Source organism: Pseudonocardia humida (assembly GCF_023898865.1).
GTDB classification, from domain to species: domain Bacteria; phylum Actinomycetota; class Actinomycetes; order Mycobacteriales; family Pseudonocardiaceae; genus Pseudonocardia; species Pseudonocardia humida.
In genome coordinates this window covers 11,067-23,622 of record NZ_JAGSOV010000050.1, presented here as the reverse complement: position 1 = coordinate 23,622, position 12,556 = coordinate 11,067, and the positions used below count along the sequence as shown (strand labels likewise).

Sequence of the window (12,556 nt, the reverse complement as noted above, 5' to 3'; positions counted from 1 at the left end):
CGGCGGGGGTCAGCGCTTTCGTGCTGCCCTCCGGGGCCGATGTGAGGGCAGGGGAGCGACCCCTGCTCGATCAGAGATCGCCCTCCGCGCAGGAGCCGCCGGAGGCCCCTGTGCAGCCCTCGAAGGAGGCGCGTTCACACCTGAGAAAGCCCTTCGGAGAAGCGCCGAGCAACAGAAGCCCACGACGAGGTCTCGGCCAGCCAGGCGGCCCCGGCCCGGCCGAGCTGCTCGGACCGTTCCGGGTCGGAGAGCAGCGCGATGAGGGCCTGGGCGAGGGCGGGCGCGTCGCCGGGCGGGGCCAGCAGGCCCGAGACGCCGTCCCGGACGACCTTGGGGATGTCGCCGACCGTGGTGGCCACGACCGGGCGCTCGAACGTGAAGGCCAGGTGGGCCACGCCGCTCTGGCTCGCCCGCAGGTACGGGATGGTCACCACCCGGGCCGACCCGAACAGGGTCGGGATCTCGGTGTTCGGGACGTAGCCGGGGCGGGTGGTCACACCGCCGGCCACGCGGGCCCTGGCCTCGATGCCGGCCTGGTCGGCGCCGCCGACCGCGCCGGCGACCACCAGTTCGGCGTCGGGGACCGCGGCGCGGACGGCGGGCCAGGCCTCCAGCAGCACGTCGAGGCCCTTGTAGGCGGTCCACAGGCCGAAGAACAGGGCCACCGGGCGGGTCTCGGAGACCGGGGGGACGGGGGCGTCGCCGCGCAGGGCCGACTCGTCGCCGTGCGGGATGACGACCACCGGGCCGCTCGGTTCCCAGTGCGCGAGCAGGCGGTCGCGGGCCTCGTCGCCGAGGGTGAAGCACAGGTCCATCGCCCGCCACGCGGCCGGGAGCGCCCGGTCGAAGACCGGGCCCGCCTTGGCCTTCGTGGTGTCGGCGTCGGTCATCACCCGGGGCTCGTGGGCGACGATGCCCAGCAGGGTGCGCGGCAGGAGGCGGTCGAGCGCGAGCACGCCGAGCGCGTCGAGGGCGAAGCGCCAGGTCGAGAAGAACACCGCGTCCGGGCGGTCGCGGCGCAGCCGGGCCAGCAGCACCAGCCAGGCCAGCACCAGCTGCCCGGCGCGCACCACCCGGCGGGCCTTGCGCAGCAGCGGGCCGCGGGGCTTCTCGTCGAGGGGGTGCCACGTCGGGAGGGCGGCGTGGATGCGGAAGCCCGGGTGCCGGGCCGACAGCTCGGGGCGCGGACCGGTGTAGAGGTGCACGTCGTGGCCCTGCTCGGCGAGCGCCTCCCCCAGCTGCACGGCGAACTGGAACAGCCCGCCCGACGGCGAGAACTCGACGAACGCGATCCTGCGGGCGGCGCTCACGCGGTGACGGGCGGGAGCGCGCGCACCCAGTCGAGCGTGCGGCGCAGGCCCTCGGTCAGCTCGATGGGCGGGGCCAGCCCGAAGTCCGCCCGCGCCCGGGAGACGTCCAGGCAGCTGCGGAGCAGCTCGCCGTCGCGCGCCGGCTCGTGCACCGGGACGAAGTCGGCCGGGTCGACACCCGCCGCCTCGGCGATCGCCGCCACCAGCTCCAGCAGCGACACCTCCTGCCCGGTGCCGACGTTGAACACGTCGTGGGTCAGGTTCTCGGCCCGAGCCACCGCCAGGTTGGCGGCGGCGATGTCGCCGACGAAGACGTAGTCGCGGGTCTGCGTGCCGTCGCCGAAGATCGTCGGACGGCGGCCGTCGAGCACCGCGCCGCAGAAGATCGCGATCACTCCGGCGTCGCCGCGCGGGTCCTGGCGGGGACCGTAGACGTTGCCGTAGCGCAGGGTGGCCACGTCCAGGCCGTGGTGCTCGCCGAACCAGCGGGCGTAGCGCTCGGCGGTGTTCTTGCTCATCCCGTACCCGGATATCGGCGCGGGGGGCTCGGTCTCCGGGGTCGGCACGACCTCCGCCACCCCGTACATCGCCCCGCCCGTGGAGGTGTTCACGACCCGGCGCACCCCGGCCGCCGCGGCCGCGGTGAACACGTTGAGCGAGCCGACGATGTTGACCGAGGCGTCCCGCGCCGGCTGGACCATCGACGTCCGCACGTCGATCTGGGCGGCCAGGTGGAACACCAGGTCGGGGGCGAACGCGGTGACCTCGCGGGTCAGCCGCTCGCCGTCGCGGATGTCCAGCTCGACCAGCCGGGCGCCCCCGCCGCCGATCGCGGCCTCCAGGTTGGCCGGGAAGCCGTGGCTCATGTCGTCGACGACGAGCACCTCGGTGCCGTCCGCGACGAGGGCGTCCACGATGGTCGATCCGATGAAACCGGCCCCGCCGGTGACGACTGCGCGCACGGGCCACACCCTAGTGCTGTGTCCGTCCGGTAAGACGCACCTCACCTGCCCGGATAGCCGAACGTCACCGACCGGACAGCCGCCCATAATGGCGCCATGTCGCGCACCGAGAAGCTCGCCGCGCTCCTGTGCACCGCAGGCCTCGACCGACTCGCCCGGCTGTCCTGGCGCGGGCTGCTGGTCTTCAACTACCACCGCATCGGCCGGCCCACAGAGCTCGACGACCCCGACCTGTTCAGCGCGACCGTCGAGGACCTCGACACCCAGGTCGGGCTGCTCGCCGACCGGTTCGAGATCGTCGCGGCCGGCTCGGCCGACCTGCGCGACGGGCGCCCGTCCCGGCGGATCGCGCTGACCGTCGACGACGGCTACGCCGACGAGCTGCTGGCCGCGCAGGTGTTCGCGGCGCACGGGGTGACCGGCTCGTTCTTCGTCACCACCGGCTACGTCGACCACCCCCGCCACGCCTGGTGGGACGAGATCGCCTGGCTCTCCCGCGGCGTCCCGGCCGACGGCCTGGCCCCGTGCGAGTGGCTGCCCGACGGCCTCGACCCGAGCGGCCACTCCCCCGACGACGTCCGCAGGCTCCTCAACGGTGCCTACAAGGCGCGCGCCGGCGAGCGCGGCGAGGAGTTCCTCGACTGGTTGTCCGGCGTCACCGGCCGCGAGCGCCCGGACGTCGGCGAGGCGAAGGACCGGTGGATGAGCTGGGACGACGTGCGCGGGCTGCGCCGCGACGGCATGGAGGTGGGCGGGCACACCGTCACCCACCCGATCCTGTCCACACTGGACGCCGAGGCGCAGCGCGTCGAGGTGTCGCAGTCGATGGGCAGGCTGCGCGAGGAGCTGGACGAGGACGTCGACACGTTCGCCTACCCGGTCGGCGCCTCCGACAGCTTCGACGACGCCACCCGCGACGCCCTGCGCGCCGCCGGGGTGCGGCGGGCGTACAGCTTCTGCGGCGGGCTGAACGGCCGCCGCGGCACCGACCCGTTCGACGTGCGGCGGGTCGGGGTCTTCGGGGAGAGCGCCACGGTCATCCGCGCGACCGCCGCCCTCCCGGCGGTCTTCGGCGCCCCCCGCCGCTACGCCTGACCCCGTCGAGAACGAACTCGTTGTCGTTTGAATCGATTCAAACCGGCGACAGGTTCGTTCTCGACGGGTTGGTCCTATGTTGACGGTGGTCGGGGTGGAGGGCGGTCGCGATGTCGTTGGTGAGCCGGGCGCGCACGGTGCTGGCCCAGCCGGGGGAGGTCGTGCCCGCCGTGCGCGGGCTGCTCGGACCGGCCCGACGGGCCACCAGCTGCGCGTCCCCGCCCCGCATCCGCGGGAAGGTGCGGATCGCCAACTCCGGCGCGCTGCACCTGGGCCGCGCGCTCACGATCGACGGGATGCCGTTCCCGACCAAGATCGAGGTGCGGGCGGGCGCCGAGCTGCGCATCGGCACCGGCTGCTTCCTGAACTACGGCGTGGACATCGTGGCCGGCGAGCGGATCGTCATCGGCGACTCGGTGCTGGTCGGCCCGCTGGTCAGCATCGTCGACGACGACATGCACCAGATCGAGCCGGGCCGCGGGCGCCGGGTCGCCCCCATCACGATCGGCGACGACGTCTGGCTCGGCCGCGGCGTCACCGTCCTGCCCGGCACCACCATCGGCGACCACTCGGTGATCGCCGCCGGGTCGGTCGTCCGCGGCGACGTCCCGGCCAAGGTCGTCGCCGGCGGCACCCCGGCCAAGGTCCTGCGCGAGCTCGACATCCCCGACGGCTGGCGCCGCATCTGACCGGCCGACGCACGTCGCAGAGGCCGCCTACCCGGCGCAGACCCCTGGGGCCTTGCGCCGGGTACGAAGACCCTGCGACGACGACAGGGCCAGGCGGGAGGGTCAGGTCGCCCGGCGGACGGGGCTCACCGTGGGGTCGGCGAGGGTGGCCAGGCCCTCGCGGATGCCGTCGGCCAGCACGTCGACGTCGGGGAAGGCGTCGAAGTCGGCGTTGACGCCGAAGGTGAGCGCGCCCAGGTAGGAGTAGATCCCGATCGAGACCCGGCTGCCCATGTTGATCGGCACGTAGGCGTGCAGGGCCTGCATCTGCCGGCCCAGCACGTACAGCGGGCGCCGGGGGCCGGGCACGTTCGTCGTGGTGACCTGCATGAACGGCTGGCTGGTGCGGGCCGCGGCCCGGGTGCCCACGGCCATCAGGGTCGGCGCGACGAACTCGCCCATCGCGATGATGCTGCGCGCGTCGACGACGCCCATGAGCCGCTTGTGCTCGTCCATCTGCCTGCGCAGGGACGCGAGCCGGATGAGCGGGTCGGGTTCGGCGACCGGGAGGTCGACGAAGACGGCCGAGATCTGGTTGTCGAGCACGCCGTGCTCGCCGGGGCGGCGGACCGAGACCGGCACCATGGTCCGCACCACCACGTCGTCGGCGAGCTCGCCGCGGGCGGCCACCAGGTCGCGGAAGCCGGTGGTCACGGCGGCCAGCACGATGTCGTTCACCGTGCCGCCGTGCGCCCGCCGGACCCGTTTGACCTCGTCGAGGGTGGCGTCGACCCAGACCCAGCGCCGGTGCGGGCCGATGGGGCCGTTGAGCGAGCGGGGGGTCGGGGTGCTGATCCGCCGGGCCAGGCCGGGGACGAGCGAGCCCAGCGCGCGGCCGCGGCGCAGCAGGTCGGCGGGGTCCTGGGCGGCGTGCCGCAGGCTGCCGGTCAGCTGCCGCACCGGCTGCTCGACGAGCTCCCGCACGCCCCCGACCAGGGTGGCCACCGACGACGGGCCTGCCTCCGGCGTCCACCCGGTCGGCTCCGGGTGCGGGGCGTCCGGGTCGACGTCGAAGATCAGCTGCAGCAGGTCGGTGCTGGCGACGCCGTCGACCATGCAGTGGTGGACCTTGGAGATGATCGCCCAGCGGTCGTCGGCCAGCCCCTCGACCAGCCACACCTCCCACAGCGGTTTGGCCATGTCCAGGCGCTGCCCGAGGACCCGGCCCGCCAGGTTGCGCAGCTGCTCGGCGCTGCCCGGGCGGGGCACCGCGGTGTGCCGGACGTGGTAGAGGATCTGGAAGTGCTCGTCGTCGACCCACAGCGGGCGACCGAGGTGCAGCGGGACGGTGCGCACCCGCTGGCGGTAGCGCGGCACCTGGGGCAGCTTGCCCAGCAGCAGCCGGACCAGGTCGCCGTAGGTGGGCGCGGGCCCCTCGAACACCGACACCGAACCCACGTGCATGGGGGTGTTCTCGCCCTCGGCGAAGAAGAACCCGGCGTCCGTCGCGCTCATCCGGTCCACGATCCGCTCCTCGCCGTCGAGGTACGCCGACCGGACGCGCCGCGCCGAGCCGCTCCCACCCGAAATTACGAGCGCGGATGAGTGATCGCAACGCGGCCGGTCAGGCGTAGACGATCTCGACCCGCCGGTTGAGTGAGCGGCCGGCTTCGGTGGCGTTGTCGCTGACGGGCTCGGTCTCGCCCTTGCCGGTGGCGGTGACCGCGACCGCCGGGCCGAGCGCCGCGGCCAGCTCCGCGCGCACGGCGTCGGCCCTGGCCTGCGAGAGCAGCAGGTTGTAGTCGTCGGCGCCGCGGTCGTCGGTGTGGCCGACGACCTCGACCCGGGTCGAGCCGGCGGCCTGCAGCATCGGCACGATCCGGGCGAGCTCGTCGCGGGCGCGCTGGGTCAGCTCGGCGCGGTCGAAGGCGAACATGACATCGGCGGACATCTGAACCGAGCCGCCGCCCTCGACCACGGCGCCGTCGGCGGTCGCGGTGGGGAACACGATGTCCTCGACCGGGTAGACCGCGTTCGGCTTGACCAGCGGCGGGTCGATCCGCACGTCGCCGTCCGGGCCGCCGGCCGGCGCGGTGGCCGGCGCGGCGACGGCCACCGCCGCGGCGATCGCGGCGGCGGCGACCCAGCGCCCGGCCCTCACCGCTCCACCCGGACCCCGGTGAACTCCCCGACCCGCGGCACGTGCACGTTGACGACCTGGACGTCGGGGGTGGGCGCGGCGAAGGTGGCGGTGAGCACCGCGCCGTCGCCGGGCAGCACGGACACGTCGGTGAGCCCGCCGCTGCACAGGCACTGGCCGTCCGGGTTGCGTCCGGGCAGGTGGCGGGTGGTGTGCACCGGGTCGACGACGTAGACGCCGTCGACGGCGTCCAGGGCGTCGGCGGCGGCGACGCCGTCGCCGAAGAAGTCGGCCACCTGCCAGCGGCCCGGCGGCGCGTCGCCGCGGGCGGGCGCGTTCGTGTTGCGGGCGGTGAAGGTGACCTGCAGGACCTGCTCGATGACCCGCACCTCGTTCAGGTCGACGCGCACGGCGACGGGCTGCCCGTCGGTCTCGTCCACCGCGTAGCGCGAGCTGAGCACGGGCAGCTCGGCGACCGGCTCGCCGGCCGCAGTCGCCGGGCCGTCGGCGCTCGCCCCTCCGCCGCCGACCGCCTGCGTGCACCCGACCAGCGCGAGGCCCGCCACCAGCACGACCAGCAGCCGCACCCCCCGTATCGACACCGCTGTTGATGACACCGTTGTTCGCACAGCCATTCCCCGTTCCCCCTCGACGGCCAGGCTAGGGGCACGCGGTGGTCGGGGACGGCATCTGACGCATTCCGGCCAGAATCACCGTAGTACTACGCAGCGCCTGATTCCGAAATTCGCTCCGGTCCGATCTCAGTCGAGCGTGCCGTGCCCGCGGCGCAGCCGCAGCGGCACCCACAGCCAGGTCGCGGCGAACAGCGCCAGCAGCGCGCCGGTGGCGCCCAGCGCCCAACCGCGGCCCATCGCCATGTCCAGGACCAGCAACAACCCGGACGACAGGGTGACCGCGAGCGCGGTGAGCCCGGCGATCGCGAACCGGTGCCCGCTGGCCACCAGCTCGCGCTTGAGCCCGCGCTGGAACAGGGTCCGGTGCGCGGCCACCGGGGCCAGCAGCAGCGTCGAGCTGACCGCGGCGCAGACCAGCGTCACCATGAACACGGCGTGCTGGAATGGGTCCAGCGCGTCGAAACGCGCGCTGAACGACAACGTGAGCAGGAAGCCGAAGAGGATCTGCACGCCGGTGAACACCACCCGCAGTTCCTGCAGCAGCTCGGCGAAGTTGCGGTCGGCGCGGCGCAGCGGACCCTCGTCGCGCTGCTCGGCGTTCCAGGCGTCGTCTCCCGGCACCGGCGCCGCGTCGGAGTCGAGCTGGGTCACCGTCGCCTCCCTCCGGTGGTGTCGAGATCCAGCGGGCCGTAGCGCCGGATGGGATACCCCGCCGTCGGCCCGGCACACCACCACCCGGTCGCGACCGCTCCGAGCGGACTGCTACAACTTGTAGTGTGATGGGTCGTAGCAGGCGGGGACTGGCCGCCGTCCAGGCGGTCGTCTTCGTCGACCTGCTGGGCCTGACGCTCGTCCTGCCCGCGCTGCCGTTCCACACGCTGGCCCTGGGCGGGGGCGGGCTCTGGCTGGGCGCGGTGGTGGCGGCCTACTCGGCGGCCCAGATGCTGGCCGCGCCCGCGCTCGGCAGGCTGGCCGACCGCTTCGGCAGGCGGCGGATGCTGCTGGTGGCGCTGGCGGGCTCGACGGCGTCGCTGCTGCTGATGGGCCTGGCCCCGGCGCTGTGGGCGCTGGTCGCGGCCCGGCTGGTCGCCGGGGCGTGCGGTGGCAGCATCGGGGTGGCGCACGCGCTGGTCGCCGACCTGACCGAACCGCACGAGCGCACCCGGGCGATGGGCCGGGTGGGCATGGCCGTCGGCGCCGCGTTCACGATCGGCCCGCTGGTGGGCACGCTCGGCGCCACCGCGGGTATGCCCGCCATGGCCGTCGCCGGGGCCGCGCTGGCCGCCGCGGCCTGGGTGCTGGCCTGGCGCACCCTGCCCGACCCCGATCCGCGCGCCCACCCCGCCGGTGCCGCCGCGCCGGACGTGCCGCACCCGCCGTGGGCCCTGCTGGCCGTCGGCTTCCTGGGGATGTGCGCGCTGGTCGGCATGGAGACGACGGTCGCGCTGCTGGCCGGCGACCGGTTCGACGCAGGCCCGGGGTTCGTCGGGGTGCTGCTGTGCCTGGCCGGCCTGGCCATGACCCTGGTGCAGGCCCGCCCGCTGGTGGCCGCCGTCGCCCGCTGGGGCGACGCCCGGGTCGCGACGGGCTGCGCCGTGGCGATGGCGGCCGGACTGGCCGCCATGCCCGTGGTCGGGGCGGCGGGCCTGGTCGGGGCGGTGGTCGTGGTGGCCGCGACGCAGGCGGTGCTGGCCACGACGACCACCAGCCTGCTCTCGCGCACGGTCGACGCCGGACGGCGCGGCGCGCTGCTCGGGCGGGCCCAGGCGATGGCCGCCGCCGGGCGGCTGGTCGGTCCGGTCGCCGCCGGGGGCCTGGCCGACCTGGCGCTCGACCTGCCCTTCCAGGCCGGGGCCGCGCTGGCGCTGGGCGCCGCGCTCGCCGTGCAGCTCGGCGGCAGACGAGCCGTCGCGGCCGCCGGGGTGCCGCGATGAGCCGCGGGCGCGGCGAGCTGGAGCGCGACGTGATGGGCGTGCTCTGGGCCCGCGACGAGCCCGCGTCGGCCCGCACGGTGCTGCGCGAGCTCGGCGACCCCGACCTCGCCTACGCCACGGTCAAGACCGTGCTCGAGCGCCTCACCCGCAAGGACGTGGTGTCCCGGGTGAGCGTCGACCGGACCTGGCACTACTCGGCCACCCGCAGCCGCGACGCGTTCGTCGCCGGGCTGATGCTGCAGGCGCTGGAGCGCTCCGCCGACCGCGACGCCTCGCTGGTGGCGTTCGTGCGCTCGGTCAGCCCGACCGACGCCGCCGTCCTGCGGGCGGCGCTCGCCGACGAGCCCTGACCGGCCGGGGTCGTCGGTGCCGATCATCGCCGGGCGAGTCGATCACCCGGCTGGACGCACCTCACAGCTCCGGTGGGCGTCGCAGCCCAGGGGTGGGTGGCGCAGCCCGCCGGCGCGCTGCGACGACCCGGCCAGCGCTGGGAGGCCCACCTGCCCGAAATCCCTCACCACGTGTCGACGTGGGGGCGGACCTTGCCGCCGGGCTGCGGGCCGACCGGCGCGGGCGGGAACGACGAGGTGATCCAGCGCCGGGTGTCGGCCGGGTCGATGACGTCGTCGACCTCGAAGACCGTGGCCACGCTGAGCGCCTTGCCGCGCTCGTAGCTCTCGGCGACGAGCTTCTCGTAGAGGGCCTGGCGCTCGACCGGGTCGGTGAGCGCGTCGAGCTCCTTGCGGTAGCCGAGCCGGACGGCGCCCTCCAGGCCCATCCCGCCCAGCTCGCCGGTCGGCCAGGACACCGTGAACGCGGGCGCCTTGAGGCTCCCGCCCGCCATGCCCTGCGCGCCCAGGCCGTAGCACTTGCGCAGGATCACCATCCCGAGCGGGACGCTCAGGTTCGCCCCGACCACGAACAGCCGGCTGAAGTGCCGCACGGTCGCCTGGCGCTCGGAGTCGGTGCCGACCATGAACCCCGGCGTGTCGCACAGCGAGACGACCGGCAGCCCGAACGCGTCGCAGAGCTGCAGGAACCGGGCCGCCTTGTCGGCGGCGTCGCGGTCGATGGCGCCACCGAGGTGCGTCGGGTCGTTGGCGATCAGCCCCATCGGGCGGCCCTCGACGCGGACCAGCGCGGTGACCATCCCGGCGCCGAAGCCGCGGCGCAGCTCCAGCACCGACCCCTCGTCGGCGATGCCGTGCACGGCCGCCCGCACGTCGTAGACGCGGACCCGGTTCTCCGGCACGACCTGGCGCAGCCGACGCTGGTCGGGTGCGGTCCAGTCGGCGACCGGGCCCTGGAAGTAGGACAGGTAGCGCTTGGCGATGCGGGTGGCCTCGGCCTCGTCGGCGGCCACGACGTCGACGACGCCGTTGGGCACCTGCACCGACAGCGGGCCGACGTCGTCCGGCGCGACCACGCCGAGCCCGCCGCCCTCGATCATCGCCGGGCCGCCCATGCCGATGCTGGCGCCCTCCACCGCGATGATGACGTCGCAGGTGCCCAGCAGCGCCGCGTTGCCCGCGAAGCACCGCCCCGCCACCACGCCGACCAGCGGCACCAGCGCGGACAGCCGCCCGAACAGCTCGAACGCCGGGGTCGGCAGCCCGGTCATGCCCAGTCCGTCGGTGTCGCCGGGGCGCCCGCCGCCGCCCTCGGCGTAGAGCACCACCGGCAGCCTGCGGCGGGCGGCCAGCTCGAAGACCCGGTCCTTCTTGTCGTGGTTGAGCTTGCCCTGGGTGCCGGCGAGCACCGTGTAGTCGTAGGCGACGACCACCGCGCGGGCGTTCTCCGCCCCGACCAGCTCGGCGTTGATCGTGGCCGTGCCGGCGAGCATGCCGTCGGCGGGGGTGCGCTCGATGAGGTCGTCCAGCGAGCGGCGGCGGCGCTGGGCGGCGATCACCAGCGCGCCGTACTCGACGAAGCTGCCCTCGTCGCACAGGTCGGCGAGGTTCTCGCGGGCGGTGCGCAGGCCCAGCCGGTGCCGCTTGGCGACGGCCTCGCCGCGGCGCGCGTCCAGCCCGACGGCGTGCCGCTCGATCACCTCGGCCAGGTCGGGGCGGATGTGGTCGGGGTCGACCTGGGCGACGGCGGCGGCGCCCTCGTCGTCGGTGGCGGCGGGCTCCAGCGCGACCAGCACGTCGCCCGCGGCGACGGTGTCGCCCACCGACACGGCGAGCGCGGCGACGGTGCCCGCCGTCGAGGCGGCCACGACGTGCTCCATCTTCAGCGCCTCCAGGACCACCAGCGCGGCCCCGGCGCGCACCACGTCGCCCTCCTGCGCCTCGATCGACACGACCGTGCCGGGACCGAGCGCGCGCACGGCCGTCGCGCCGGCGAGGACCGCGACCTCCCGCCGTCCGCCGGTGTCCGGCGCCGGGGCGACCTGCTCGACGTAGCGGTGCGGGCGGGCGGCCGCGAGGATCTCGGGCAGGTGCCGGTCCAGGAAGCCGGTGTCCAGCTCACCCGCGGCGAACGCCGGGTGCGCGACGATCCCGGCCAGCACGTCGAGGTTGGTGTCGACGCCGGCGATGTGGCACTCCGACAGCGCCCGGTGCGCGCGGGCGGCCAGCGCGGGCAGGTCGGGCGAGCGGTCGTGCACGACCAGCTTGGCCAGCAGCGGGTCGTAGCGCAGGCTCGTCCGGTAGCCGACGTGCCCGGCGGCGTCGACGCGCACCCCGCGCCCGGCGGGCAGCTCGAAGGCGGTCAGGGTGCCCGCGGCCGGTGTCGTGGTGCCGTCCGGGCTGGTCACCTCGGTGGTGATCCGGGCCTGCAGCGCCGCGCCGCGGGGCTCGGGCGCGGGGTCGAGCCCGACGTCGGCGAGCGAGCGCCCGGCGGCCAGCTCCAGCTGCGCGCGCACCAGGTCGACCCCGGTGACCTCCTCGGTGATCGTGTGCTCCACCTGCAACCGGGGGTTGACCTCGCAGAACGCAATCCTCGTCCCGCTGATGAGAAACTCCACGGTGCCGACGCCGCGGTACCCGACGGCCTCGCCGACCCGCACGGCCGCGGCCAGCAGCTCGGCCCGCACGGCGGCGGGCAGGCCCGGCGCCGGGGCCAGCTCGACCACCTTCTGGTGGCGGCGCTGGATCGAGCAGTCCCGCTCGCCGAGCTGGACCACCGCGCGTCCGTCGCCGACGATCTGCACCTCGACGTGCCGGACCGGGGAGAGCAGCTCCTCGACGTAGACCCGGTCGTCGCCGAAGGCCGTGCGCGCCTCGGAAGCGCACCGCGCGTGCGCCTCGGCCAGGGCCGCCGGGTCCGTGACCGCGCGCATCCCGCGCCCGCCCCCGCCGGCCACGGCCTTGAGCATCACCGCGCCGGGGGCCGGCAGCCCGCGCTGGAACTCCGCCGCGGCCAGGGCGTCGACGGGGCCCGTTCCGGCGAGCACCGGGAGCCCGATCCCCTCGGCCATGGCGCGGGCGCTGGTCTTGTCGCCGAACCGGGCCAGCACCGCCGCCGGCGGCCCGACGAAGGTGATCCCGCGCTCCGCGCACGCCGCGGCGAACCGGGCGTTCTCGCTCAGGAACCCGTAGCCGGGGTGCACGGCGTCGGCGCCGGCCTCCGCGGCGGCCCGCAGCACGTCGTCGACGTCGAGGTAGGCCGCGACCCCGGAGCCGCGCAGCGCGACCGCCGCGTCGGCCTTGGCCACGTGCGGGGCGCCGGCGTCGTCGACCGCGTGGACCGCCACGGTGGGCAGACCCAGCTCGGCGGCGGCGCGGGCGATCCGGACGGCGATCTCGCCGCGGTTGGCGATGAGCAGGCGGGAGAACACGGCTGATCGTCCGTTGGCGATGACGCCACTG

General features: G+C 75.2%; 11 protein-coding genes. 4 read left to right on the top strand and 7 right to left on the bottom strand.

Annotation, left to right across the window (positions count from 1 at the left end):
• Positions 1–134 precede the first annotated feature (134 nt).
• Positions 135–1,310, bottom strand: a complete 1,176-nt coding sequence (locus tag KDL28_RS23900) for a glycosyltransferase family 4 protein (protein ID WP_252441724.1) — start codon at positions 1,308–1,310, stop codon at positions 135–137.
• A complete protein-coding gene (locus KDL28_RS23895) occupies positions 1,307–2,272 on the bottom strand; it encodes an NAD-dependent epimerase/dehydratase family protein (protein ID WP_252441723.1) in 966 nt (321 codons plus the stop codon). Before KDL28_RS23895 ends, KDL28_RS23900 begins: the two co-directional genes overlap by 4 nt.
• Positions 2,273–2,368: 96 nt before the next feature.
• Here KDL28_RS23895 and KDL28_RS23890 point away from each other — a divergent pair, with 96 nt between their 5' ends.
• Positions 2,369–3,367 carry a polysaccharide deacetylase family protein gene (locus KDL28_RS23890; RefSeq protein WP_252441722.1) on the top strand — a complete coding sequence of 333 codons (999 nt, stop codon included), beginning with the start codon at positions 2,369–2,371 and terminating at the stop codon, positions 3,365–3,367.
• Positions 3,368–3,477: 110 nt separating this feature from the next.
• Positions 3,478–4,056 carry an acyltransferase gene (locus KDL28_RS23885; RefSeq protein ID WP_252441721.1) on the top strand — a complete coding sequence of 193 codons (579 nt, stop codon included), beginning with the start codon at positions 3,478–3,480 and terminating at the stop codon, positions 4,054–4,056.
• Between the two features lie 102 nt (positions 4,057–4,158).
• Here KDL28_RS23885 and KDL28_RS23880 read toward each other — a convergent pair whose 3' ends face one another.
• The 4 genes from KDL28_RS23880 to KDL28_RS23865 form a co-directional block, all read right to left on the bottom strand.
• Entirely contained in the window at positions 4,159–5,550 is a 1,392-nt protein-coding gene (locus KDL28_RS23880; protein ID WP_252441720.1) for a WS/DGAT/MGAT family O-acyltransferase, read from the bottom strand.
• Between the two features lie 109 nt (positions 5,551–5,659).
• Positions 5,660–6,196: an OmpA family protein gene (locus tag KDL28_RS41665; RefSeq protein WP_252441719.1), complete on the bottom strand. Its 537-nt coding sequence runs from the start codon at positions 6,194–6,196 to the stop codon at positions 5,660–5,662.
• The gene (locus KDL28_RS23870) at positions 6,193–6,777 is read right to left on the bottom strand and encodes a hypothetical protein (RefSeq protein ID WP_252441718.1); all 585 of its coding nucleotides are present in this window, start codon (positions 6,775–6,777) and stop codon (positions 6,193–6,195) included. The genes KDL28_RS41665 and KDL28_RS23870 overlap by 4 nt, the downstream gene beginning before the upstream one ends.
• Positions 6,778–6,936: 159 nt before the next feature.
• A complete protein-coding gene (locus KDL28_RS23865) occupies positions 6,937–7,461 on the bottom strand; it encodes a DUF6328 family protein (protein WP_252441717.1) in 525 nt (174 codons plus the stop codon).
• Between the two features lie 128 nt (positions 7,462–7,589).
• Here KDL28_RS23865 and KDL28_RS23860 point away from each other — a divergent pair, with 128 nt between their 5' ends.
• Positions 7,590–8,744 carry an MFS transporter gene (locus KDL28_RS23860; RefSeq protein ID WP_252441716.1) on the top strand — a complete coding sequence of 385 codons (1,155 nt, stop codon included), beginning with the start codon at positions 7,590–7,592 and terminating at the stop codon, positions 8,742–8,744.
• The gene (locus tag KDL28_RS23855) at positions 8,741–9,094 is read left to right on the top strand and encodes a BlaI/MecI/CopY family transcriptional regulator (RefSeq protein WP_252441715.1); all 354 of its coding nucleotides are present in this window, start codon (positions 8,741–8,743) and stop codon (positions 9,092–9,094) included. The genes KDL28_RS23860 and KDL28_RS23855 overlap by 4 nt, the downstream gene beginning before the upstream one ends.
• A gap of 164 nt (positions 9,095–9,258) precedes the next feature.
• Here KDL28_RS23855 and KDL28_RS23850 read toward each other — a convergent pair whose 3' ends face one another.
• On the bottom strand, positions 9,259–12,525 hold the full coding sequence (locus KDL28_RS23850; RefSeq protein ID WP_252441714.1) for an acetyl-CoA carboxylase family protein: 3,267 nt from the start codon (positions 12,523–12,525) through the stop codon (positions 9,259–9,261).
• Positions 12,526–12,556 lie beyond the last annotated feature (31 nt).

Bases quoted from the DNA above. Each gene is read 5' to 3' on its own strand.
- KDL28_RS23885 (WP_252441721.1), top strand. From the start codon at position 3,478: ATGTCGTTGGTGAGCCGGGCGCGCACGGTGCTGGCCCAGCCGGGGGAG.
- KDL28_RS23855 (WP_252441715.1), top strand. From the start codon at position 8,741: ATGAGCCGCGGGCGCGGCGAGCTGGAGCGCGACGTGATGGGCGTGCTC.
- KDL28_RS23860 (WP_252441716.1), top strand. From the start codon at position 7,590: ATGGGTCGTAGCAGGCGGGGACTGGCCGCCGTCCAGGCGGTCGTCTTC.
- KDL28_RS23880 (WP_252441720.1), bottom strand. From the start codon at position 5,550: ATGAGCGCGACGGACGCCGGGTTCTTCTTCGCCGAGGGCGAGAACACC.
- KDL28_RS23890 (WP_252441722.1), top strand. From the start codon at position 2,369: ATGTCGCGCACCGAGAAGCTCGCCGCGCTCCTGTGCACCGCAGGCCTC.